Origin of the sequence: Microbispora sp. CSR-4 (genome assembly GCF_008033685.1) — a bacterium.
Taxonomy (GTDB): Bacteria; Actinomycetota; Actinomycetes; order Streptosporangiales; family Streptosporangiaceae; genus Microbispora.
Genome location: NZ_VJVX01000010.1, coordinates 37,012 through 60,697 on the forward strand (window position 1 = coordinate 37,012; position 23,686 = coordinate 60,697).

At 72.3% G+C, this 23,686-nt stretch carries 22 protein-coding genes; 15 read left to right on the forward strand and 7 right to left on the reverse strand.

What is annotated here, in order from left to right:
• Positions 1-36: 36 nt before the first annotated feature.
• From FLV34_RS10670 to FLV34_RS40330, 3 genes are all read left to right on the forward strand, one after another.
• Positions 37-426: an Rv3654c family TadE-like protein gene (locus tag FLV34_RS10670; RefSeq protein WP_168065946.1), complete on the forward strand. Its 390-nt coding sequence runs from the start codon at positions 37-39 to the stop codon at positions 424-426.
• 124 nt (positions 427-550) lie between these two features.
• The gene (locus FLV34_RS10675; RefSeq protein WP_187280597.1) at positions 551-820 is read left to right on the forward strand and encodes a hypothetical protein; all 270 of its coding nucleotides are present in this window, start codon (positions 551-553) and stop codon (positions 818-820) included.
• A gap of 210 nt (positions 821-1,030) precedes the next feature.
• Complete coding sequence (locus FLV34_RS40330) at positions 1,031-2,956, forward strand: hypothetical protein (protein WP_187280598.1); 1,926 nt, start codon at positions 1,031-1,033, stop codon at positions 2,954-2,956.
• A gap of 284 nt (positions 2,957-3,240) precedes the next feature.
• Here the strand turns inward: FLV34_RS40330 and FLV34_RS10685 are convergent, their stop codons facing one another.
• Complete coding sequence (locus tag FLV34_RS10685; protein ID WP_261985729.1) at positions 3,241-5,748, reverse strand: DEAD/DEAH box helicase; 2,508 nt, start codon at positions 5,746-5,748, stop codon at positions 3,241-3,243.
• 403 nt (positions 5,749-6,151) lie between these two features.
• Between FLV34_RS10685 and FLV34_RS10690 the strand changes: the two genes are divergently transcribed.
• The 5 genes from FLV34_RS10690 to FLV34_RS10710 all read left to right on the forward strand — a co-directional run bounded on the left by FLV34_RS10690 (position 6,152) and on the right by FLV34_RS10710 (position 12,512).
• Complete coding sequence (locus FLV34_RS10690; RefSeq protein ID WP_030506779.1) at positions 6,152-6,502, forward strand: STAS domain-containing protein; 351 nt, start codon at positions 6,152-6,154, stop codon at positions 6,500-6,502.
• Between the two features lie 19 nt (positions 6,503-6,521).
• Positions 6,522-6,950 carry an ATP-binding protein gene (locus FLV34_RS10695; protein WP_142647896.1) on the forward strand — a complete coding sequence of 143 codons (429 nt, stop codon included), beginning with the start codon at positions 6,522-6,524 and terminating at the stop codon, positions 6,948-6,950.
• Between the two features lie 468 nt (positions 6,951-7,418).
• Positions 7,419-9,752, forward strand: a complete 2,334-nt coding sequence (locus FLV34_RS10700) for a sodium-translocating pyrophosphatase (protein WP_142647897.1) — start codon at positions 7,419-7,421, stop codon at positions 9,750-9,752.
• A 162-nt stretch (positions 9,753-9,914) separates the two neighbouring features.
• Positions 9,915-10,379, forward strand: coding sequence for a histidine phosphatase family protein (locus FLV34_RS10705; protein WP_260617263.1), 465 nt, complete (start codon positions 9,915-9,917; stop codon positions 10,377-10,379).
• Positions 10,380-12,512, forward strand: coding sequence for an FUSC family protein (locus FLV34_RS10710; RefSeq protein WP_142647898.1), 2,133 nt, complete (start codon positions 10,380-10,382; stop codon positions 12,510-12,512).
• Positions 12,513-12,516: 4 nt separating this feature from the next.
• On the opposite strand, the gene serB is transcribed toward FLV34_RS10710, so the two are convergent.
• Complete coding sequence (gene serB / locus FLV34_RS10715) at positions 12,517-13,740, reverse strand: phosphoserine phosphatase SerB (protein WP_185948976.1); 1,224 nt, start codon at positions 13,738-13,740, stop codon at positions 12,517-12,519.
• Positions 13,741-13,929: 189 nt separating this feature from the next.
• Between serB and FLV34_RS10720 the strand changes: the two genes are divergently transcribed.
• Positions 13,930-14,664, forward strand: coding sequence for a GNAT family N-acetyltransferase (locus tag FLV34_RS10720; RefSeq protein ID WP_142647899.1), 735 nt, complete (start codon positions 13,930-13,932; stop codon positions 14,662-14,664).
• Positions 14,661-15,590, forward strand: a complete 930-nt coding sequence (locus FLV34_RS10725; RefSeq protein WP_147943005.1) for a lysophospholipid acyltransferase family protein — start codon at positions 14,661-14,663, stop codon at positions 15,588-15,590. The genes FLV34_RS10720 and FLV34_RS10725 overlap by 4 nt, the downstream gene beginning before the upstream one ends.
• Before the next feature lie 80 nt (positions 15,591-15,670).
• Here the strand turns inward: FLV34_RS10725 and FLV34_RS10730 are convergent, their stop codons facing one another.
• Genes FLV34_RS10730 through FLV34_RS10740 form a run of 3 tightly spaced genes read right to left on the reverse strand, consistent with a single transcriptional unit; the run spans position 15,671 to position 17,984 of the window.
• Complete coding sequence (locus FLV34_RS10730; RefSeq protein WP_142647901.1) at positions 15,671-16,228, reverse strand: hypothetical protein; 558 nt, start codon at positions 16,226-16,228, stop codon at positions 15,671-15,673.
• A 56-nt stretch (positions 16,229-16,284) separates the two neighbouring features.
• A complete protein-coding gene (locus tag FLV34_RS10735) occupies positions 16,285-17,325 on the reverse strand; it encodes an S-adenosylmethionine:tRNA ribosyltransferase-isomerase (protein WP_147943006.1) in 1,041 nt (346 codons plus the stop codon).
• Positions 17,322-17,984: an SDR family oxidoreductase gene (locus FLV34_RS10740; protein ID WP_142647903.1), complete on the reverse strand. Its 663-nt coding sequence runs from the start codon at positions 17,982-17,984 to the stop codon at positions 17,322-17,324. Before FLV34_RS10740 ends, FLV34_RS10735 begins: the two co-directional genes overlap by 4 nt.
• A gap of 125 nt (positions 17,985-18,109) precedes the next feature.
• On the opposite strand from FLV34_RS10740, the gene FLV34_RS10745 reads away from it, so the two are divergent.
• Complete coding sequence (locus tag FLV34_RS10745; protein ID WP_142647904.1) at positions 18,110-19,282, forward strand: GAF domain-containing sensor histidine kinase; 1,173 nt, start codon at positions 18,110-18,112, stop codon at positions 19,280-19,282.
• Positions 19,279-19,902: a response regulator transcription factor gene (locus FLV34_RS10750; protein WP_142647905.1), complete on the forward strand. Its 624-nt coding sequence runs from the start codon at positions 19,279-19,281 to the stop codon at positions 19,900-19,902. The genes FLV34_RS10745 and FLV34_RS10750 overlap by 4 nt, the downstream gene beginning before the upstream one ends.
• 8 nt (positions 19,903-19,910) lie before the next feature.
• On the opposite strand, the gene FLV34_RS10755 is transcribed toward FLV34_RS10750, so the two are convergent.
• Positions 19,911-20,642, reverse strand: a complete 732-nt coding sequence (locus FLV34_RS10755) for a hypothetical protein (protein WP_261985730.1) — start codon at positions 20,640-20,642, stop codon at positions 19,911-19,913.
• Positions 20,643-20,706: 64 nt separating this feature from the next.
• On the opposite strand from FLV34_RS10755, the gene FLV34_RS10760 reads away from it, so the two are divergent.
• The 3 genes from FLV34_RS10760 to FLV34_RS10770 all read left to right on the forward strand — a co-directional run bounded on the left by FLV34_RS10760 (position 20,707) and on the right by FLV34_RS10770 (position 22,703).
• Positions 20,707-21,495 (forward strand): ABC transporter ATP-binding protein, encoded by a 789-nt coding sequence (locus FLV34_RS10760; protein WP_142647907.1) that lies wholly within the window; start codon positions 20,707-20,709, stop codon positions 21,493-21,495.
• A 206-nt stretch (positions 21,496-21,701) separates the two neighbouring features.
• Positions 21,702-22,451 carry a sulfite exporter TauE/SafE family protein gene (locus FLV34_RS10765; RefSeq protein WP_142647908.1) on the forward strand — a complete coding sequence of 250 codons (750 nt, stop codon included), beginning with the start codon at positions 21,702-21,704 and terminating at the stop codon, positions 22,449-22,451.
• A 6-nt stretch (positions 22,452-22,457) separates the two neighbouring features.
• Positions 22,458-22,703: a hypothetical protein gene (locus FLV34_RS10770; RefSeq protein ID WP_205830246.1), complete on the forward strand. Its 246-nt coding sequence runs from the start codon at positions 22,458-22,460 to the stop codon at positions 22,701-22,703.
• 36 nt (positions 22,704-22,739) lie between these two features.
• Here the strand turns inward: FLV34_RS10770 and FLV34_RS10775 are convergent, their stop codons facing one another.
• Positions 22,740-23,648, reverse strand: a complete 909-nt coding sequence (locus FLV34_RS10775) for a Rieske (2Fe-2S) protein (protein WP_142647909.1) — start codon at positions 23,646-23,648, stop codon at positions 22,740-22,742.
• Positions 23,649-23,686 lie beyond the last annotated feature (38 nt).

Genomic DNA, 23,686 nt, shown 5'->3' on the forward strand with positions numbered 1-23,686 from the left:
GCCGACCTGGAGGATCGCGGATAGCGGGGCATGTGGATGAGCAGATCGCAGGCATGCAGGGGTCCGGCGAGCTTCGGGCGGGAACGCGGCTCGGCGACCATCTGGACGATCGCCCTCATGATCTTCGTCTGGGCGGCGGCGATGGTCGTCGTCCAGGTGGGCGTCGCTCGGGTCGCGCGACACCGAGCGCAGAGCGCCGCCGACCTCAGCGCGCTCGGGGCCGCTCGCGTGGCGCTGGCCGTGCCGGACGAGGCGTGTCATCGAGCGGAAGCGATCACGGTCGCCAACGGCGCGGTGCTGCGGTCGTGCTCGCTGTCGGGTGGTGTCGCCGAGATCGTGGTGACCATGCGGTTCGTGGTCCCCCTCCTCGGTTCCGCGACGGCCACCGCCTCCGCATCGGCCGGTCCGGTCGGTGCCCCGGCATGAGTCGGTGTCCCGGCATGCGAAGACCGGCCCGGTGGGCGGATCAGCGTGCGGCGAAGAACAAGACTGCTCTCTCCCGGAGATCCGCCCTAGGTTCGGCAGCCACGGCGGGCGAAAGGAGTGCACGGTGACGGAGCTCTGGGAGATGGCGGCGAGCGACCTGGCCGAGCTCGTCAGGGGCGGGGAGGTGTCGTGCCGCGAGGCGATCGAGGCCCATCTGCGACGCATCGAGGCGGTGAACCCACGGGTGAACGCGGTGGCGGTGCCGATCGCCGAACGCGGCGGGTTTCCACAGGCGGTGCAGATCATCGGTCCCCGATTCCGAAAGGATCTCTGCCTCGCGGCGGTGGCCGCCATCGAAGCCGCGGTCCCGCCGCTGACACCCGTTGAGCCGTGATGAGGCCTTATCGGCCGGTCAGGCGCGCCCTGGCACAGAGCGCATCTGGATCTTCCGCATCTGGGGCTGCTTCTGTCGCAATAGAATCACGACTTCTTAGACACAAGGTCCAAGAGCGGACGGCTGGCGTAAAGTGCCGCGTACTCTCAGTCGCCGTTCGTGTTCGGCCGATGCAGCCGGGGCGGACGGTTCTGTACGAAGGGATGCGTCGTGACCAGGGTTCGCAGGCTGGGCACAACGGCGTTGATCGGTCTGGCGGCTCTGACGTGCACGCCGATGATCGGTGCCGCACCCGCGAACGCGGCCGACGCCGAGATCCTGTCTCCCGCGGACGGGGAGGTCGTCAAGTCGTCCGGCGCGGTGGCCGTGTCCGCGAAGACGGACTGGTACCAGATCAGCATGGCCCTGTACGTCGAGGGACCGTCCATATCCCGGCAGAAGATCGCTTCGGGTGGCGCGAACCAGACGATCAGCGGAGCCTTCGACCCGGGCAACGCCCCCAACGGCACGTTCACGGTCAGCCTGTTCGGCGAGGTCACGCACAAGACCTACGCCACCTCGACCTTTGTGCTCAGCCGCCCGCCGGAGGCTCCCGCCGGGGTCGAGGCGCAGCTCAAGAATCCTTCGACAGTCCTGGTCCGCTGGGCGAAGGGCGCCGAGCCGGATCTCCAGTCGTACGAGATCGCCTCGGTCAAGGCCGGTAAGTCCGGCTCCGTTTCCGCCGACTCCGCCTGCTCCGGTTCGATCTGTCAGACGAGCATGGCGCTTCCGGCCGGCCTGGGCGGGCAGAAGGTGGACGTCTCCGTCCGTGCGTACCGATCGGACGGCACAGGCGGCACCGTCGCCTCTCAGCGCTCCTCGGCCGCGTACGTGACCATTCCCGCTCCGAAGGCGTCCCCGAGCCCCTCGCCGAAGCCGTCGAAGAAGCCGGTCCAGTCGGCGGCCAGGCCACCCGCCGTCCACACTCCGAAGACGCATCAGTCCGCCGCCGTGCCGAACCCGGAACCGGCACTGCCCAAGGACACCGAGCTGCCGAAGGACACCGAGCTCACGCTGCCGGAGGCGAACGGCGGCAGTGACCAGACCGAGCCGGTGGTCGTCCCGGAGAAGGCCGACGACCCGAAGATGACGGCTCAGTCGTCTTTCCTGCCGCTCGGCGGGCTGAGCTTCGGCGTGTACGTCGCCCTCGCCGTCGTCCTGCTCCTCACAGGCGCGAACCTGGGCGCCTGGCTGCGGCGCAAGGGCCTGACGAGTGACAGCGCGGGCGCGGGACGATCCGGCGGTCCGGAGCCGCGGCCGCTGACAGGACAGACGGGCGCCTCACCTGAGGCCGCCATGGTGGCGAGTGGCGCGGCCGCGTTGAGTGCCGGCGCCACGGCGAAGGCCCGGGGGAAGGCGCCCCTGCGACGTCCCTCCGTCATCCTGGCCAGGCCGAAGGCCCGCGAGAGTCTCCCGGAGACGGAGGCCGACACCGAGACCCACTTGGACGCCGTCTCCTCGACGACCGAGGACACCGACACCATCCCGGCCGCAGATGCCGGTACGGACACCAACCCTGACGCGGGCGCGGACACCATCCCGGGCGCAAGCGTCGGTGTGGACACCATCCCTGGCTCAGGCGTCGGCACGGGCGCCAACCCTGGCGCGGGCGCAGGGACGGGTACCTCCCCAGGCCCTGGCTCAGGCGTCGGCACGGGCGCCAACCCTGGCGCGGGCGCAGGGACGGGCACTTTGCCGGGCTCTGGCGCAGGCGTCGGCACGGGCACCTACCCCGGCACGGGCACCTACCCCGGCACGGGCACCTACCCCGGCCCTGGCACAGGCGTCGGCGCGGGCGCAGGGACGGGCACCCACTCCGGTCCTGGCTCAGGTGTCGGCGCGGATGCCGATCCTGACGCGGGCACGGACACGGGCACGGGCACGGACCAGGAGACCACGACCTTCGGTCAGGAACCGGCGCCCGCTCTCGACCGGCCGGACCGGCAGGAGCCGCCGCCGGTGATACCGGCGCCGGTGGTGCCCGCGGGTGCGGCGATCAACGGCCAGATGCTGGAACGGCCTCTCCGCCAGCCCGAGCCGGACATCTGGACGGAGGACGACGACCACCTCTACTCCGGCCGTCGGCGCGATCTCTGACGGCCGCATCGTCCCGGCACCTCCGCCGCCCGCCCGCCTATGAGGCGAGCCGATCCGCCTGCCAGGGGCGGCGGCCCGCCGTGTCTCCGTGCGCCGTGATCAGGGGTCAGAAGGCGGATCCCTCGGACATGTGCCTCCGGTGCGCGTCGGCCGCCTCCGCCGTTGATCGCCTCGTGGGGGGCCGTGCTGGGAGGGCCCGCCTGCCGGGGCAGGTCGCTCCGCTCCCCGGAGGGCCTGCCTGTCTGTTCGGTCCCGTCCGTGGTCTGCCGTGTTGTGCGCCGTAATCAGGTGGCCAGGAGGATGTCGAGGAGGCGGATCGCTCCGGCCTTGTCGAGCGGCTCGTTGCCGTTGCCGCACTTGGGGGACTGGATGCAGGACGGGCAGCCGCGCTCGCACTCGCACGAGGCGATCGCCTCCCGTGTCGCCGTCAGCCAGTCGGACGCCCGGGCGTACCCGCGCTCGGCGAAGCCCGCGCCACCGTCGTGGCCGTCGTAGACGAAGACGGTGAGCAGGCCGGTGTCGGGGTGGAGCTCGGTGGATACGCCGCCGATGTCCCAGCGGTCGCAGGTCGCGAAGAGCGGCAGCAGGCCGATCGAGGCGTGCTCGGCCGCGTGCGCCGCCCCGCCGAGATCGACCGCTTCTCCAGGCTTGACGAGGTCGGCGAGCGCGGGCGTGGGCAGGGTCCACCAGACCGCGCGTGTGCAGAGCGTACGCGGCGGCAGGTCGAGTGGCTCCTCGCCGAGGACCTCCCCGGTCTGCGTGCGCCGCTTGAGGTACGAGACGACCTGGCGGGTGACCTCCACCGAGCCGAAGTGCAGGGTGCCGGGCCCGAAGGGCCGCGACCGCAGCGACTCCATCACCCGGATGTCGGTGACGTCCCGCGCGAAGGTCGTGTAGTCCGGGTCGGCGGCGGTGACCAGGGCGACCCCCGCCTCCAGGTCGAGCACGTCGACCACGAACGTCTCGCTCTGGTGCAGGTAGACGGCCCCGGCATGGACCATGGTGTGCGCCGACGGCTCGTCGACCGTGCCCAGCAGACGGCCGGTGGACGCCTCCACGACCTGTACGGGAGCGCCGCCCGAGCCGCGGATGTCCGCCAGATCGGCGGCGTGGTCCCGGCTCGTCCAGAACCACCCCGTGGGGCGCCTGCGCAGCAGCCCCTGCTCCACGAGATCGTCGAGCACGCCCCGCGCCGCCGGGCCGAAGGTCTTCAGGTCGTCCTCGGTCAGCGGGATCTCCGCGGCGGCCGCGCACAGGTGAGGCGCCAGCACGTACGGATTGTCGGGATCGAGGACGATGGCCTCCACGGGCTGCCCGAACACCGCCTCCGGATGATGGACGATGTAGGTGTCGAGCGGATCGTCACGCGCGATCAGTACGGCCAGCGCGTCCTGGCCCGCACGCCCGGCCCGGCCCGCCTGCTGCCACAAGGAGGCACGGGTGCCGGGCCACCCGGCGATGAGGACCGCGTCGAGCCCCGAGACGTCGACGCCGAGCTCGAGAGCGTTGGTGGTGGCCAGGCCGGTCAGCTCGCCCGAACGCAGGGCCTTTTCGAGCACGCGCCGATCGTCGGCCAGGTAGCCCGCCCGGTAGGCCGCCACCCGGTCGGCCAGCCGCACTCTATGGTCGGTCCCGCGGCCCGCGCCGGTCTCAGCCGTTTCATGGGAGGTCTCGGCGGTGTCGGAGGTCTTGGTGCCCTGGGGGATCTCGGCGGCCACGGAGGAGGGCCGCTCCCGCCCGCCGCCGATCTCGCCGAAGGGCCGGTCCGCGTCGCGTGCCCCGCCGGCGCCTGAGGCGTCGCCCCTAGCCGTGCCGTCGCCCGCGCCGTCGCCGAAGGCCTGGCCCGCGCCGCCCGAAACGCTGCCGAAGGGCCGGCCCGCGTCGCGTGCCCCGCCGGCGCCTGAGGCGTCGCCCCGAGCCGTGCCGTCGCCCGCGCCGTCGCCGAAGGCCTGGCCCGCGCCGCCCGAAACGCTGCCGAAGGGCCGGCCCGCGTCGCTCATCTCTTCCGGCAGGCCCTCTCCGTACTCCCCGTACGGCTGGGGCTCGGCGTCGAGGAGGGCCTCGACCTCCTCAAGAGTGCGGCGGGCGGTGAGGGCGACGGCCTCGGCGGCGCGGCGGGAGCGGACGAACGCGAGCGTGCGGACGTCCTCGATCACGAGGTCCGCCAGGAGATCGGCCGCCTCGGCCGTGGCCGTACGGCGGACGGGAGCGCCGCTTTCCCCGCGTAAATCGGTCAGAGGCGGCTCCCACAGGGCGAAGGTGGTCGAACCCCGGGGAGAGGCGTCCGTGGTCACCTCGGCCATCTCAAGCCCGGTAAGGCGCATTCCCGCGGCGGCGGGGTCGCTCGCGGTGGCCGACGCCAGCAGGAACACGGGAGAAGAGCCGTATCGGGCGGCGACCCGGCGCAGCCGGCGCAGGATCTGGGCGACGTGGGAGCCGAAGACGCCCCGGTAGCCGTGGCACTCGTCCACGACCACCAGCCGCAGCCGCCGCCAGAACGACGACCAGGACGAGTGCCGGGGCAGAATCGACCTGTGCAGCATGTCCGGGTTGGTCAGCACGTAGTTGGCGTTCTGACGGACCCACCGGCGTTCCTCTGGCGGCGTGTCGCCGTCGTACGTCGCCGCGCGCACCTGCGTCAGCCGCAGCTTGCGCAGGGCTCTGAGCTGGTCGGCGGCGAGTGCCTTGGTCGGGGTGAGATAAAGCACGGTGCCACCGGCGAAGATGTCCGCGACGGCCGGCACCAGGTAGGCCAGCGATTTTCCGGACGCGGTTCCTGTGGCAATGATCACGTTTTGGCCACGTTTAACCAGCTCGGCGGCTATAAGCTGGTGTTCCCACAGGCCAGAGACACCTTGCAGGCGAAGGCGCGAGACCAGCAGCTCAGGAGCCCATTCCGGCCATCTCGCCTCACCTGCCTGACGTGCTGGAACATGCTCCACATGAGTGACGCGTCCCCGGCGTGCGGGAACCGCGAGCAGACGGGTGAGAAGGTCGCCTGTTCGGGCAGAGGACGAAGAAGTCGGAGTCACTGGTTTCCAGTTTGGCATCTGCGGGGAGAGTCGCCCGGAGTCGTGATTTCGTATAGACACGGAGTCGTAGCGTGGTTGAATGCCGCGCATCGGGTCGTGCCTCTGGACTACCAGGATGCATGACCTGTATCGAGACCTACGCAAGTAAGGCGCTGGAGGATCTGTGGATCTGAAGTTGGACCACCATTCCGAGGACAATCTCACCATCGTCGATGTCGAGGGTGAGATCGACGTCTACACCGCGCCCAGACTGCGTGAGCTGCTGATCGACCTGGTCAACAAGGGCAACTTCCACCTGCTCGTGAACATGGAGAAGGTGGACTTCCTCGACTCGACCGGTCTTGGCGTGCTGGTCGGCGGCCTCAAGCGGGTGCGGGCGCACGACGGTTCCCTGGAGCTCGTCTGCACGCAGGAGCGCATCCTGAAGATCTTCCGCATCACCGGCTTGACGAAGGTCTTCGGGATCTACGCCTCGGTCGAGGAGGCCAAGGAAGCCCACGGCCGGGACAAGTGACGGCCGAGGACTCAGCAACATGGCCACCGTCGAGCTGACGTTCAGCGCTCTGCCCGCCCACGTGCGTACGGCCCGGTTGGTCGCCACGGCCATCGCCCGCCGCACGGGAGTGGCCGAGGCGATCCTGGACGAGGTGCGGCTCGCCGTCGGGGAGGCGTGCTCGCGGGCTGTGGAGGCGCACCGCCTCCACTGCCCGGGGGAGCCGGTACGCATCGAGTTACGCGATGACGCGGGGCGCTTCGAGGTGACGGTCACGGACGCCGCCCCCAGCGAGGACGTGACGCCCCAGGTGCTGGAGGCGAACGGCAGCCTCATGCCCGAGATCGACAATCTGGGCATCGCGGTCATCGCGGGACTTGCCGACGACGTCGAGGTGCTCCCCGGGCCGAAGGGCATGCGCATCCGCATGAGCTGGCCCGCGTCGTCCCCCGGCATCGCCGCCCCCTGACCGGCGAAAGCCGCCAAGCCTCACAGGGCATCCAAGAGGACTTTCACGCACCTCGAAGACCTGCCGCGGCAGGCTTCGAGGCGAAACCTACGAGCAGATCGAGTGTCGCCCCCGGCGTGACACTCGATCTTTTGCTATGTCCGGCCCTATTTCGGACAGGCCGAAACCAGGAGTAGGGGAGTGCCGTAACCAGGGCGTCCATCGCCGCCGCGCCCCTGACTCCGCTGGTCAAAGCCCCTTCATAGCGGTGCAAATGTTCGGGCATTACTGGACGCCGTTTCGATTACGAGGCGCGAGGGCCTTCATATCCGTGGCGTCGCTGCGTAGACTCCCGGCACCGGCCAAGGTATTGCGGATGCAACCGGAAGCGGCACTTGCCAACCCGCCCGGAAGCGCCGCACGGCCAGTGGGTTCGTTCAGCGTCGTCCGGGCAGGAGGACCGAAACCCCGTCTGGCCGAGGAGGACGGATGTTTGCCTTGCACGCCGCTGGCGAAGGCGCAGCGGTAGCTCTGAACGGTTCCCATCTCACTCTTGTCATAGTCGTCGCCGTCGTGGCGTTGCTGGCGTTGGCGGTCGCGGGCGGTCTCGTCCGCGAGGTGCTCGCCGCAGGGCAGGGCACCGAGCGAATGCAGAACATCGCGCGTGCCGTGCAGCAGGGCGCCGCCGCGTATCTCGCGCGGCAGTTCCGGACGCTGGCCATATTCGTCGTCGTCATTCCGTTCCTGCTCCTTCTGCTCCCCGCGGGCTCGACCGGCGAGCGCATCGGCCGGTCCGTCTTCTTCGTCGTCGGCGCGGTGTTCTCCGCGCTGACCGGTTTCATCGGAATGTGGCTCGCCGTACGCGGAAACGTCCGCGTGGCGTCCGCCGCCCGCGAGTCGGGTGAGAAGACCGCGATGCGCATCGCGTTCCGTACGGGTGGCGTGGCCGGCATGTTCACGGTCGGCCTCGGCCTCCTGGGCGCCGCGATCGTGGTGCTGGTCTACAAGGGCGACGCGCCGAACGTCCTCGAGGGGTTCGGCTTCGGGGCCGCGCTGCTCGCGATGTTCATGCGTGTCGGCGGCGGCATCTTCACCAAGGCCGCCGACGTCGGCGCCGACCTGGTCGGCAAGGTCGAGCAGGGCATCCCCGAGGACGACCCGCGCAACGCGGCCACCATCGCCGACAACGTCGGTGACAACGTCGGCGACTGCGCCGGCATGGCCGCCGACCTGTTCGAGTCGTACGCCGTCACCCTGGTCGCGAGCCTGATCCTGGGCAAGGCCGCGTTCGGCACCGAGGGCCTGGTCTTCCCGCTGATCGTCCCGATGATCGGTGTGATCACCGCGGTCATCGGCATCTTCACCACGGCTCCGCGCTCCCGCGACCGTTCCGGCATGGCCGCCATCAACCGCGGCTTCTTCATCTCCGCAGCCATCTCGGCCGTGCTGGTGGCCGTCGCCGCGTTCGCGTACCTCCCGTCGAGCTTCGCCGAGCTGTCCGGCGCGGCCGCGGACGTCGCCGCGCTCACCGCCGACCCGCGCCTGATCGCCATCGGCGCGGTGCTCGTGGGCCTGGTGCTGGCCAGCGCCATCCAGATCCTCACCGGCTACTTCACCGAGACCAACCGGCGCCCGGTGCGGGAGATCGGCGAGAGCTCGCTCACCGGCCCCGCCACCGTCATCCTGTCCGGCATCTCGGTCGGTCTGGAGTCCGCGGTCTACTCGGCGCTGCTGATCGGCGGCGCGGTCTACGGCGCGTTCCTGCTCGGCTTCGGCAACGTGACCGTGGCGCTGTTCGCCGTGGCCCTCGCGGGCACCGGCCTGCTGACCACGGTCGGCGTGATCGTGTCGATGGACACCTTCGGCCCGGTCTCCGACAACGCCCAGGGCATCGCCGAGATGTCGGGCGACGTCGAGGGCGAGGGTGCGCGCGTGCTCACCTCGCTCGACGCGGTCGGCAACACCACCAAGGCGATCACCAAGGGCATCGCGATCGCGACCGCCGTGCTCGCGGCGACCGCGTTGTTCGGCTCGTTCCGTACGGCGGTCGAAGGCGAGCTGGCCAAGGCGACACAGGGCGTGAAGGACGCGCTCGGGTCGTTCGCGAACTTCAGCCTGTCGGTGGACGCCCCGAACGCCCTGGTCGGCCTCATCGTCGGCGCGGCCGTGGTGTTCCTGTTCTCCGCCCTCGCGATCAGCGCCGTCGGCCGCGCCGCCGGCCGGGTCGTGTACGAGGTGCGCGAGCAGTTCCGCACCAAGCCGGGGATCATGGACGGCACCGAGCTGCCGGACTACGGCCGCGTGGTGGACATCTGCACCCGCGACTCGCTGCGCGAGCTCGCGACCCCCGGCCTGCTCGCCGTGCTGACCCCGATCGCGGTCGGCTTCGCGCTCGGGTACGCGCCGCTCGGCGCCTACCTGGCCGGCGCCATCGCGGCCGGAACGCTGATGGCGGTGTTCCTCGCCAACTCCGGCGGCGCCTGGGACAACGCCAAGAAGCTGGTCGAGGACGGCCACCACGGCGGCAAGGGCTCGGAGGCGCACGCCGCCACCGTCATCGGTGACACCGTCGGCGACCCGTTCAAGGACACCGCCGGCCCGGCCATCAACCCGCTGATCAAGGTGATGAACCTGGTCGCGCTGCTGATCGCCCCGGCCGTCGTCACGTACGCCGACAACGTCGCGGTCCGTGTCACCGCGACGGTCGTCGCGGTGGCGGTCGTGGTCGGCGCCGTGGTGGTCTCCAAGCGCCGCGCCACGGGCATCGCCCCGTCCGGTGAGGCCGACGTGGAGTCCCGCGCCACGGAGCCCGTCGCTCACTGAGAGCACTGACTACGAAGGTCCCTCGCTCCTGGAGCGGGGGACCTTCTCCATACACTGAGCACTTATGGACAAGCCGAACGGGGGCAGGACGCTGGCGCTGATCCTGCTGACCATGGCCGTGATGATGGCCGTGATCGTGGGTCTCGCCGTGTGGGCCATGCCGTGAGCGCCCGGACGCTCGTCGTGGTCAGGCACGCCAAGGCGGGCCAGGTGCCCGGCCTCCTGGACACCGAACGTCCGCTCACCCCCAGTGGTGAGCGCGACGCCCGCGCGGCGGGGGAGGAGATCAGGCGGCTCGCCCCGGAGCTCGTCCTGTGCTCGCCGTCGGTCCGCACCCGCAGGACCGCCGAGCTGCTCGGCCTCGACGCTCCCGTCGAGATCGAGCGCGACATCTACGAGGCGTACCCCGACGACCTGCTCGGCGTGCTGCGCCGTACGGACGACGAGATCGCGGCGGTGGTGCTCGTCGGCCACAACCCGGGCGTGCACGAGCTCGTGGTCGCCCTCACCGACGCGCGGCTCGACGGCTTCCCGCCCTGCGCGTACGCGGTGATCGAGCTGGACGTGCCGTCGTGGGAGCACCTCGCCCCCGGCACCGGACGGCTGGCCCGGATGAGCCGCCCCTGATTGCCGGGCGGCACGGCGGGTAGAAACACCCGCCTGCCGCTCAGGAACGTCGTGCTCGCCAGGGCGCCGAGGCTGGAGGATCCACGCCTCGCGCTCGGCTTCGGCCTGACCGGGGCCGCCTGCCTGCTGATCCCGCTGCTGACCGGCCTGCTCGCCGGCCATCCCGCGGGCGGCGCGACGGTCGGCGTCGGCGCGTGGCTGGTCGCGGGGCGGGCCATCGTGAACCCCGCGGGTGTGCGCACGCCGTTTCTGCTCGGCGTCGTGCTGTCGGTCGGCGTGGGGACGTCGCTGGGGATCCTGCTGTCGGGCAGCAGCTGGGCCATGGTGCTGGTCGCCTCTGCCCTGGCCGGGCTGGGCGGCCTGGTGCGCCCGATCGGCGTCACCCCGGCGCTCACGCTGCTGCTGACCGCCGCCAACCCGCTGCCGCTCGATCCGGCGCCGCACACCGGCCTGCAACTGCTCGGCGGCCTGCTGGCGGCAGTCCTGCTCACGCTGCCCTGGCCGTGGCGGCGCACCCGCCCGGTCGTCGCGGTGCTGGGCGAGGCGGCCGACACCCTGGCCGAGCTGGCCGAGGCCGTGGCCGACCCCGCCGTCGGTCAGGACGAGTGGGACGAGCGCCGCAGGAAGGCCACCGCCGCGATCGCCGATGTCCGCATGGCCCGCGCCCGCCGCGTCCAGTGGGAGCGGTCGCGGGCGGCAGAGGAGGTCGCGCTCGCGTTGCGCCGGGTGTTCCACGAGATCATCGCGTTGCGCGGGCTGTGCGGCACGCTGGCCCGGCGTGCGCCCGGCGCGGCGGACGAGGCGGGGATCTGCGACCTCGTGGCCTCGCTGTCCGCGACGCTGCGCGCCTATCTGGCCGAGTGCCCGCCCGAGCGCGTGTCGATCGTGGACTTCGGCGACCGGGTCGACCGGCTGCGCGACCGGGCCGCGGGCGGCAGGCGCGAGATGGTCGTGCTCGTCCTCCTCCGGCAGATCGCGCACAGCGCCGGGCGGATCCGGGAGGCGCTCGACGGCTCCCTTGAGGCGGCCCGCCGCCTGTGCACACCCGGCCTCGATCTGACCACGCTGGCGGTCTCTCCGTCGCTCGCCTTCGACGACCCGCGCGTGCGGCACGCCCTGCGGGTCGTGCTCGGCACCGCCTTCGCCTCGATCGTCATCGTGCTGTTCAAGCCCGCCTATCCGCACTGGCTGGTGATCGCGGTGCTGGTCACCATCCAGCCGACGTACGGCGAGACGCGGGCGAAGGTGTGGGCGCGGGTGGGCGGCAGCACGGCCGGGGGCCTGATCTCGGCCGGCATCCTCCACCTCATGCCGGGTCACTGGACGCTCGTCGCGTTGATCGGGGTGTCGGCCGCGCTGGCGTTCGGCCTGGCCCCGACCCACCAGGCCTACTGGGCGACGTTCATGACGATGTGCGTGCTGCTGCTGCTCGACTTCCAGAGGCCGCAGACCGCGGGGATCGCCGAGTCGCGGGTCGTGCTGACCATCCTCGGCGGTGTCATCGCCATCGCGTGCGCGCGGCTGCTGTGGCCGCGAGGGGAGACGGACCGGCTGGCCGAGCGGGTCGGCCGGATGCTCGACTCGCACGCGGCGGCCGCCCGGACGCTGGCGCAGATGGCCCGGGGGAAGGCGGGCGTCGAGCGGGCCGACGAGCGGATCAGGAAGGCCGCGGTGGACGCCGACATGGTCACGGCGGCGCTCGGCTACATCGCCAAGGAGCCCGGCGGCACGGCCCCCGACGCGGTCGAGGAGGCCGTGGAGGCCGCCCAGCGGGTGCGTGACGACCTGCTGACGCTGATCTCGGTGCTCCGCGACGAACCCACCGGGGCCGGGCCGGTGCCCGACGTCCTGGACGCCGTGGCCGTCCACCTGCGGGGCGCCGCGCAGGCCGTGTGGGGGCGGGAGCCGTACGAACCGGCGGGGGAGGTGAGCCGGGGGCTCGCGGACGACGCCGTGTGGGTCGGCGCCCAGGCCGAGCGCCGGCTCACCGAACTGGAGGCGGACGACGCCGAGCCCGGCTCCGGGCGGGCGCTGCTGCGCACCGCCGCCGTCGACCAGGCCCTGCGCTCACTCGGTGCCGACGCCGTACGGCTGTGCGCGGTGGCATCAGGCGCGTTCGCGACCAGGTCCTGAGATTTCAGTTCATGGTGGGCGGCATGCCGTCCTCGGCGTCGGCCGCCTCGACCTCCTCGCGGGAGATGCCGAGCAGATAGAGGATCGAGTCGAGATAGGGCACGTTGACCGCGGTGTCGGCGGCCTGCCGCACGATGGGCTTGGCGTTGAAGGCGATGCCGAGCCCGGCGGCGGCGAACATGTCGAGGTCGTTCGCGCCGTCGCCGATCGCGACGGTCTGGCTGAGCGGGATGCCCGCCTCGGCGGCGAAGCGCTCCAGCGCGCGGGCCTTGCCCGGCCGGTCGACGATCTCGCCGACGACCCGCCCGGTGAGCCGGCCGTTCACGACCTCAAGGGTGTTGGCGGCCGAATAGTCGATGCCGAGATCGGCCACGAGGGAGTCGGTGATCTGGGTGAAGCCGCCGCTCACGATCGCGAAGCGATAGTCGAGCCGCTTGAGGGTCCGCACCAGCGTGCGCGCGCCGGGGGTGAGGACGACCTCCTTGGCGACCTTCTCGAAGACCTCCTCCGACAGCCCTTCGAGCAGCGCGACCCGCCTGACCAGCGACTCGGCGAAGTCGAGCTCGCCGCGCATGGCCTCGTCGGTGACCCGGGCGACCTCGTCCAGGCACCCGGCGTGCCGGGCCAGCAGCTCGATGACCTCGTTCTGGATCAGCGTCGAGTCGACGTCCATCACGATGAGGCGCTTGGCGCGGCGGTGCAGGCCGCTGCGCTGCACGGCCACGTCCACCTGCTGGGCCGCCGCCTCCGCGGCCAGCTCCGCCCGCAGCGACTCGGGATCGGCGCCGGACACGGCGAGCTCGATGCACGTCACCGGATAGCTCGACAGCCGTTCGATCCTGTCGATGTTGGCTCCGCTCGCCGCGATCCGGCCGGCGATCCCGGCCATGGCGGCGGGCAGCAGCGGCGCGCCCAGGACGGTGACGTGCAGCCGCCCGCGTCGCCGCTTCTCCTTGGAGTGCGTGCCGGTCGCGATCTCCAGGTCCATGTCGAGGTCGGCGGCGACCTGCTCGACGGCCGTCCACAGGCCGCCGATCGTGCCTCCGGTGCCGGTGGGCGGACCCCCGGCGTACGCGACGAGGACGCCCAGGGTGAGGCGGCCTCGGATGACGACCTGCTCCACGTCGGCCACGACGACCGGGAACCCGGACAGTACGGAGAACAGCCGCGAGGTGACGCCCGGGCGATCCGGACCGGTCAGCGTGATCAGGAGCGTGCGCTGGTTCACGTTGTTTGAGGTTACTGCGCCGCTTGTCGTGTGCGCGCACGAGGTTCACGATGCGGACGTCTTCATGCCCCCGCTCTGAGGCTCCGTTGTCATTTCCGCATGTCGTCATGGTGGTGGGCCGTGGAAGGGGCCGGGAGAGACGGGACGCCTCACCGCGGCCGGCACCCCCCGAGGAAGGACGCGACACGCATGACGATCTCGCTGCAGCCCCAGCATTCCCTTGATTCCGGCCGTTACACCGTCGGGCTCGCCGAGAGCGCCGCGGATCTGCGTGCCGCCCAGCGCCTGCGTTACGAGGTTTTCGCCGGGGAGATGGGCGCCCGGCTCGACTCCCCGCTGAACGGGCTCGACGTCGAACCCCTCGACGCCTACTGCGACCATCTCCTCGTCCGCGAGGGTGACACGGTGGTCGGCACCTACCGCCTGCTGCCGCCCCGCCGCTCCGACCGGCTCTACTCCGACGCGGAGTTCGACCTCCGGGCGCTGGAGGGCCTGCGCGGCGACCTGGTCGAGGCCGGGCGCACCTGCGTGCACCCCGGCCACCGCGGCGGCGCGGTCGTCGCGCTGATGTGGGCCGGGATCGCGCGCTACATGGCCGACCGCGGGCACGCTTGGCTGGCGGGCTGCTGCTCGGTGCCCCTGGACGACGGCGGCGTGGTCGCCGCCGGTGTCGTCGACCGGGTCGCGCTGGGGCCGCAGGAGTATCGCGTCACGCCGCGCACGCCCTGGCGCGGCGACGGGGTCCCCCGCCCCGGCCGGTTCGCGGTGCCGCCGCTGCTACGCGGTTATCTGCGGCTCGGGGCGTGGATCTGCGGCGCGCCCGCCCATGATCCCGACTTCGGCACCGCGGACTTCTTCGTGCTGCTGCGCGTGGCCGACGCCGACCCCCGCTATCTGCGGCACTTCCTCGGGCGGTCGCGATGAGCGCCGTCACCCACCTGCCCGCGGCCTCCTCCGCCTGGCTGCCCGCCTCCCCCTGCGCGCCGGACCTCTGCGTGCGGGCACAGGCCCGTACGGCGGGCCCCCTGCGGCGGGCCGCCCGCCTGCTGGGCGTGGTCGTGGTGCTGCTCGCCGGTCTGCCGATCGCGCTCGCCCTCGGCCGTACGGCGTGGCGAGAGGCGGTCACGACGCGCTGGTCACGGCTGCTGCTGCGGGCACTCGGCGTGAGGATCGTGACGCGTCGCGGGTTCTCCTGCATCGGGGGCTCGGCGCGGGCGCGGGCCGTGCCGGAGGAGGACGGGCCCGCCCTGCTCGTCGGCAACCACGTCTCGTGGCTCGACCCCCTGGTGATCACGGCGACCTTCGCCTGCCGCCCGCTGGCCAAGGCCGAGGTGGGCAGGTGGCCCGTCGTACGCACGCTGGCCGCCGGGGGCGGCGCCCTGTTCATCGACAGGGACCGGCCGTCCGCCCTGCCGGAGGTAGTCGCGGACATGACCGCCGCGCTGCGGCGCGGTGAGAGCGTGGCCGCGTTCCCCGAGGGCACGACGTGGTGCGGACGCGAGATGGGCCGGTTCCGGCCCGCGGTGTTCCAGGCGGCGATCGACGCCGGGGTGCCCGTGCGGCCGGTGGCGCTGCGGTTCCTCGAGCTTCCCGAGGGCGCCGGAACAGGCGTGTCCACCCGGCCGTCGTACGTCGGGGACGACACGCTGCTCGCGTCCGTCCTGCGGATCGTCGCCGCCCGGGACCTCGTCGCGGAGGTGACGGTCTTCCCCGCCGTACGGCTGGACCGCCCGCCCGTGTACGGCAGCCGGGCCCACCGGAGACAGGCGCGGGCGGAGCTCGCGCGGATCGCCGAGGCCCAGGTCAGGACGGGACTGGTGGAGCCCGGGGAGCGGGCCGCGGCGGCCTGACAAACCGCCGGACAAGCCGCCGGACGATCGGCGGCGCCTGCCCGGAGACCCCGGGCGGGCGCCGTGGAGGATGGACGGGGTCAGCGGGTGATCGTGCTCTTCGACTTCACCCAGCCGATGCTGTCGCCGAACTCCGAGAGCAGCCGCCTGGGGTCGGTGTTCGTCGAGGTGTCGACGACCGCGCCGCCGAAGTAGCCGTAGAGTTTGCCGCGGGCGGACCCGCTCACCTGGGCCTTCGCATAGAACGTGTAGCTCTTGCCCTTCTTGAGACCGGGGAGCACGCACAGCGAGCGGGTCCGCTCCCGCGTGCAGTGCTCGTGATAGCGGGAGCCGTGCGGCACGTAGATCCGGGTCTTGGTGACGTTCTTGGGGAACTTGACCGCGAGGAAGATCTCGTCGGTCTTGGTCTTGAGCCTGTTGACGAGCTTGACCGTGAACGTCACCACGTGCCCGGCGCGGGCGCGGTAGGGGAAACTGACCTGGATGCGGACGGGCGCCGAGGCCGCCGTTGACGAGGAGGCGGACGATGCGGACGCGGCCGACGACGCGGCGGAGGCGGGCGCGCCGGACGCGACCAGTGCGCCCGCGGCCAGCGGCACGGCCAGCAGCGCGGTCGGCTTGCCGATGAGGGTACGCATGCGGGCCAGCCTTGACGATCGAGGTCACGGTTCGATCACGCGTCAGGAATCACGTGTCAGAGGATGAGATGGCTGTCGCCGAACTCGTGCCAGAGGTAGCCCTCCTCCAGCGCCGCCTCGTACGAGCGGGCCAGCACGCCCGTCCCGGTGATCGCCGACAGCATCATCAGGTGGGTTGACCGGGGCTCGTGCAGGCCCGTGACCAGGCCGTCCACCGCGCGTACGCCTCCCTCGGGCGTGACGACGCGCGAGGTCCAGCCCGACGCCGCCCGCACCGTGTCCGGGGCGTCGCGGGCGGCGGTCTCCAGCGCCCGCACGACGGTCGTGCCGACGGCGATCACCCGGCCCCCGTGCTCATGCGTGATGTTCACCAGCCGTGCCGTCCGCTCGGAGACGGCGAACCACTCGGGATAGGGCGGTTCGTCCTTCTCCGGAGACGCGACCCCGGTGTGCAGCGTGATCGGCGCGACCCCGATTCCCCGGCTGACCAGGGCGGTGACGAGCTCCGGGGTGAACGGCCGGCCGGCGCTCGGCATCTCCGCGCTGCCCGGCTCGACCCCGAAGACCGTCTGATAGTCGGCGAGCGGCCAGTCGCGCCTCACGTAGCCGTAGCGGATGGGCACGCCGTGCCTGGCGAGGTAGGAGAGCACGTCGCGGTCGAGGCGGGCCCGCCACAGGCGCGGCGTCTCCGGCGCCAGCAGGCGCAGCGTGGCCCCTCCCGGCAGTGGCAGCCACTCACCGGGCGCGGCGCCCGAGTAGGGCTCCGTCGCCGTCCCCGTACGGCGGCGCAGCTCGACCAGCCACTCGCCGGACGCGAGACGGCCGGAGAAGTGGACGGCCAGCCGGTCGAGCCGCACCGCCGCGGGCAGGGTGGCGGAGTCGTTGACCACCAGCAGGTCGCCGGGGGACAGCAGCGACGGCAGGTCGGCGAAGACGTGATGGGTGATCTCGCCGGTGTCGCGGCGCGACACCAGCAGCCTGACCTCGTCGCGGCGCAGCCCGCGCGCCTCCGGCGGTTCGTGCGCCTCCAGCGCCGCCCCCAGCGCGAACTCGAACGACTCCCCGTAGGGCCGGATCGCCGGATCGGGGGTGGTCATTCCAGCGCTCCCCGGGTGAAACGGCCGGGGGCGGGGCGGGAGCCGACGAGGCGCAGCAGCGCGGGCACCACGCTCTCGGGCGGCGGCGCCGCTCCGGCCTCCTCCGGGCCGACCGCGTCCGTCAGCATGCGGGTGCGCATCTCCCCCGGGTCCACCCACCAGACCGTCACGTCGGGCTCCTCGGCGGCCAGGACGTTCGACACCTGGTCGAGGGCGGCCTTGGTCGCGCCGTAGCCGCCCCAGCCCTCGTACGCCTCGACGGCGGCGTCGGAGGAGATGTTGAGGATCGCGCCCCGCCGCTTGCGCAGCGCCGGCAGGGTCGCCTGGACCAGCGCGAGCGGCGCGATCACGTTCGTCTCGAACAGCGCGCGCAGCGCGTCGAGCGGATAGTCGGCGAGCCTGGGCAGCGGGGTGGGGCCGAGCCCGCTCGCGTTGTTGACCAGGAGGTCGAGCTCGGGCACGGAGTCGGCGAGCCTCGCCACGTGCGCCGGGTCGGCGACGTCTCCGGGAAGGGCCCGGGCGCCGAGGTCGAAAGCGGCCGACATCAGGTCCTCTTCACCGCGCGCGGTGAGCAGGAGCGACCAGCCGTCGTCGGCGAGCGCCTTGGCGAGCGCGAGCCCCAGCCCTCGCGAGGCTCCGGTGATGAGTGCGTGCTTCATGCGCCTCACGCTAGGAATCGGCACGTCACGAGCGCATCGGACCGAGGCCCGGCCGTCGCTCGGCAGTTGGGTCTAGGTCCTGCGGCCGACGCGGCCCGCCCGTCGCGGGACCTAGTCTGTGTTGCGTGCCCGAGCCCGCCCACTCCGCCGCCGCCTGCGAGCGGGACCGTGACGCCGTGCTGCACGCGGTCAGCTCGGCCGTGCTCGCCGTCACCCGTCACCTGTCGGTCCGCGAGGTCCTCCAGGTGATCGTGCGGTCCGCGGCGCGGCTGCTCGACGCGAAGTACGCCGCGCTCGGCGTGCCGGACGACGATGGCGCGTTCGCCGAGTTCGTGGCCGAGGGCATCTCCGACGAGCAGTGGGCGGCCATCGGGCCCACCCCGCGCCAGCACGGCATGCTGGGCGCGATGCTCCGTGAGGGGACGCCGGTGCGGCTGCCCGACATCCGCAGGGACCCCAGGTTCGAGTGGTGGCCGAAGGCCCACCCCATCCTCAAGGACTTCCTCGGTGTGCCGATCACCGACGGCGACACCGTGCTCGGGATCATCTTCCTGTCCAACAAGCGGACGCCCGGCGGGTTCGACGAGGCCGACGAGGAGCTGCTGACGCTGTTCGCGGCGCACGCCGCCATCGCGATCACCAACGCCCGGCTGTACGAGCGGGGGCGCGAGCTCACGGTCATCGAGGAACGCACCCGGATGGCCCGCGAGCTGCACGACGCGGTCAGCCAGAAGCTGTTCTCGCTGCGGCTGACCGCGCGGGCCGCCGCCGCGCTCGCCCGTACGGACCCCGAGCGGGCGGCCGAGGCGATCGAGCGGGTCGAACGGATGGCGGGAGAGGCGCTGACCGAGCTGCGCGCGATGATCGTGGAGCTGCGCCCGGCCGAGCTCGACCGGCACGGGCTGGTGGAGAGCGTGCGCAAGCTGGCGGCCCTCCTCGACCGCCTGCACCCCATGACGGTCGCGTTCTCGGCCGAGGGCGAGTCGCCGGACGACCGCGACCTGGCGCCCGAGATCGAGGTCGCCGTGCTCCGGGTCGCCCAGGAGGCGCTGCACAACGCCGTACGGCACGCCAGGGCCGCCCGCATCGACGTACGGCTCTCGCACCGGGAGGCCACGCTGGTGCTGGAGGTGACCGACGACGGCGTGGGCTTCGACAGCACCGGACCAAACGGGGCGGGAGTGCACGGCCTGGGGCTGCCGTCGATGAGCGACCGGGCCCAGGCCGTCGGCGGCACGCTGACGGTCTCCTCCGCGCCCGGCCGCGGCACGACCGTACGACTGGAGGTGCCCGCGTGATCCGCGTGCTCATCGCCGACGACCACCCCGTCGTGCGGCAGGGCCTGCGTACGTTCCTGGAGATCCAGGAGGACATCAGCGTCGTGGGAGAGGCGGCGGACGGCGCCGAGGCGGTCGAGATGACCGGCGCGCTCGCCCCCGACGTGCTGCTGCTCGACCTGAAGATGCCGGTGCTCGACGGCCTCGGCGCGCTCGCGGAGCTGTCCGGACGGGACGTCCGGGTGATCGTCCTCACCTCGGTCAGCGACCGCGGCGACGTGGCCCCGGCCATGCGGGCGGGCGCGGCGGGCTTCCTCTACAAGGACGTGGATCCCGCCGCCCTCGTGCAGGCGATCCGGGCCGTGCACGGCGGGCAGGTCCTGCTCGCGCCCGAGGCCGCCGAGGCGATGCTGGCGGGACCGGCGGACCGGGAGCAGGCCGACGCGGGGGCCGCGCTGACCGACCGCGAACGCGAGGTGCTGCGGCTGCTCGCCGCCGGCCGCTCGAACCGCGAGATCGCCCGCGAGCTCGTGGTGGCCGAGAAGACCGTGAAGACGCACGTCTCCAACGTGCTCATGAAGCTCGGCGTGCAGGACCGCACCCAGGCCGCGCTCTACGCCGTACGCCACGGCCTGGCCTGAGTGCGGCTTCAGACCTGGGACTCCACGATGGCGTTGTGTGCGGCCACCCTGGCCCGCCGTACGGCGCGGTCGAGGTCGCGCAGGGCCTGCCCGCGCACGGCGACCTGCCCGGACGTGAGCCCTCGCTCGTCGGCGAGACGGAGCGCCACCGACAGCCGGGCGGCGAGGGCGCCGACCCGGTGCGCCCTGCCGGGGTAGCCGGGAGCCAGGGCCTCGCCCGCGCGGTCGAGCGCGTCGGCCGCAGGGAAGCCCTGCGCCGGGCCGCCCACGCCCAGCAGCGCCTCGGTGGCGGCCATCATGGCGGTCCGCAGCGCCTGCTCCGCCTCGGCCAGCGACGGCACGTCGGGCGGGACCGCCGACGCCTCGGTCACGGTCCAGCGGATTCCGGAGTACGAGGAGCCGCGCCGGTCGGCGGACGGCACGAGACCCAGGCAGCGGCCGGACAGCACGGCCACGGCGGCCTGGCCCGCGTCGATCGCGGCGCCGTTGAAGACGGGCGGGCCGGTGAGCCCGAGCGGGTCGCCGGGCACCGGCAGGGCCAGCCGGAACGCGCCGAGCCCCTCGATCCGCTGATCGACGAGGTAGGCGAGCAGGGGGGTTTCGACGTCATCCGCCGCCACCACCTGAGGCCCGGCCTCGCGCTCGACGCGGTCGAGGGCGTGCTCCAGGCTCACGTGTCCGCCGAGCCAGGCGTTGCCCCAGGCGACGAGCGTGGCGGAGATCGGTGAATCGATGCGCACCCGATCCACGATATGTGGTCGGACTGCCATAGTTTTATCTCAGAGAACCACGGGAGGGGGCCACATGGGCGGTCAGGTGCTTCAGCTTCAGGACGTGGCCGTCCGCAGGGACGGCGCGGCCCTGCTGCGCGGCATCGACTGGAGCGTCAGGGAAGACGAGCGCTGGGTGGTGATCGGGCCGAACGGCGCGGGGAAGACGACGCTGCTCCAGGTGGCCGCATCGCTGCTGTTCCCGTCCGAGGGCTCGGTGGAGATCCTCGGCGAGCGGCTCGGCCAGACGGACGTGTTCGACCTGCGGCCCCGGATCGGTTTGGCCAGCGCGGCCCTGTCGGAGCGCATCCCTCCGGACGAGAAGGTCATCGACCTCGTGCTCACCGCGTCGTACGCGATCCTGGGCCGGTGGACGGAGGAGTACGACTCCCACGACGTCACCCGGGCCGTCGAGCTCATCGACCAGCTCGGCTGCGCCCACCTGATCAGGCGGCGCTTCGGCACGCTGTCGGAGGGCGAGCGCAAGCGGGTGCAGATCGCCCGGGCGCTCATGCCCGACCCCGAGCTGCTGCTGCTCGACGAGCCCGCCGCCGGGCTCGACGTCGCGGGCCGCGAGGACCTCGTACGCCGTCTCGGCGCGCTGGCGCGCGACCCGAAGTCGCCCACGATGGTGCTGGTCACCCACCATGTCGAGGAGATCCCGGCCGGGTTCACCCACGTGCTGCTGCTGCGGCACGGCTCGGTCGTCGACCAGGGGCCGATCGACGCGGTGATGACGGCGGAGAACCTGTCGGCGACCTTCGGCGTGCCGCTGCACCTCGACCGCGGCCAGGAGGGCCGCTGGTTCGCCCGTCCCCTCTGACGTCCTGGCGGAGCCCCCGGCCTACCCTTGGCGGATAGCCGTTCGAGGGAGGGGCGCGCCGTGTTCTGGACTGAGGAGCGCGCGGGAGCGAAGCGATCAAGCGCGACGAGGGAAGTGTTGATCGCGCGCCTCCGGCACGACCCCACGGCCTGGAAGCGCCCCGAACCGCCGAGCGAAGCGAGGCAGGTAAGCAGGGAGAGGTGCGAGTGACGCCGTGGGAGGCGGCCGCGGTCTTCGCGGCCGGAATCGGGGCCGGGGCGATCAACGCCGTCGTGGGATCGGGTTCGCTCATCACGTTCCCGACGATGCTGGCCGTCGGTTTTCCGCCGATCGTCGCGAACGTCTCCAACAACGTCGGGCTAGTCCCCGGCGGCGTGACCGGGGTGCTCGGCTACCGCGCCGAGCTCAAGGGCCAGCGTGAGCGGCTGCTCCGGCTCGGCGTCGCGTCGGTGATCGGCTCGCTCGCCGGTGGCGTGCTGCTCCTGGTCCTGCCCGCCGAGGCGTTCAAGGTCATCGTCCCGGTGCTCATCGCGATCGCCTGCCTCCTGGTGGTGTTCCAGCCGAGGATCAACGAGTGGCTGGCCGTACGGCGCAGGCCGCACCCCCACGGCGGGCCGTGGCTGTGGCTGGGCGTGCTGGGCGCGGGCATGTACGGCGGCTACTTCGGCGCCGCCCAGGGCATCGTGCTGATCGGCCTGCTGGGCAGCTTCCTCGACGAGGACCTGCAACGGGTGAACGCGGCGAAGAACCTGCTGTCGCTGCTGGTCAACGCCACGGCCGCGGTGCTGTTCGCGTTCGTCGCGCCGGTGGACTGGATCGCCGTGCTGCTGGTGGCGCTGGGCTCGGCCGCCGGCGGCTTCCTCGGGGCCCGCGTGGGCCGCAGGCTGCCCGCACCCTTGCTGCGGGGCTTCATTGTTGTCGTCGGAATCGTGGCGATTGTGAAGCTGGTGTCCTGAAAGGGTATGTCTGCCCTTGTGAAGGGCGACCGGGTGGAGATCGTCATCGATGCGGGGGGCACCCCGCGCACCTACGAGGTGGTCGCGACCAGGGCGGGCCGCCGGATCGAGATCACGACGGGCCGGGGAGTGGTCGAGGTCACCGAGGTCACGCGGGCGGGCACACCCGTTCGCACCGCGAGGTTCATGTCCAACCGGGTGCTCGCTCTGGTCGAGCATCCCGCCGACGACCGCGGCCCGGACACCGGCTGACCCGGGCCCGGGCGGGCACGGACGGGTCGCAGGTGGTCACTCCGCGGGACGGACCTGGACGACGCCGTCCTGCCGCAGCCGCGTCTGGAAGGCCGGCTGGCGCGACGTGGCGGGGCCGTGCATGACCCGGCCGTCGGAGATGCGGAAGGCGCTGCCGTGCCATGGGCAGACGATGCAGGCCTGGCCCTCCTCCATGGCCACCCGGCCCTGGTGGAGCGGACCGGCGAGATGGGAGCAGTTGTCCGCGAGCACGCTCACGTCGTCGCCGAGACGCAGGACGAAAAGATCGATGTAGCCGAGCCGCCGCCGCACCGGCCGCCCGTTGGGCAGGTCCTTGAGCACGCACAGGTCGTGCCAGCCGAGCGGCATGAGGTGGCCGACCGACTCCGCGTGGTTGGCCCCGGCCGCCTGGCGATAGGACATGTGGCTGCCGAGGTGGGCGCCCGCGGAGGCCGCCGCGAGTCCCGCGTACCCCAGCATGCGCCCGGCGCGTTCGCGTCCCGTCACCCGTAAGAAGAGAGAGCCGGTGTAGCAGAGCGCCGCGGCGGCGTTGGTCATGGCGTGCACCAGGCCCACGCGCTGCTGTTCGCGGTGGAGGGTGGACCAGTCGGTGAGGCCGGCCGCCACCGTGGGAACGGCGCTGCCCAGCCCCGCCAGGATCAGCGTCCGCGCCGCACGCGAGCCGGTTTTGGTCATGTCCACCAGGCTCGCCGACAGCCAGCAGCCGAAGGTCGTCACCGCGAGCGCCGGGTGCAGCGGGTGGCCCATGGGCACGCCGTGCAGGACGTCCCTGAGCTTGCCCGGGCCTAGTCTGCGGCGGACCTTCTTGGATATGACGGTGATCGGCCGGTCGAGCGCGGTGGCCCGCTCGAGCCCGTCGAGGAGCTCCGCCGAGGGGACCCTCCGTGCCGTACGGCCCGCACGCGGCCTGGTCGTCTCTTCCATGTTTCGCCCCCTAACACGGGATCACGTACCCCCGCGTC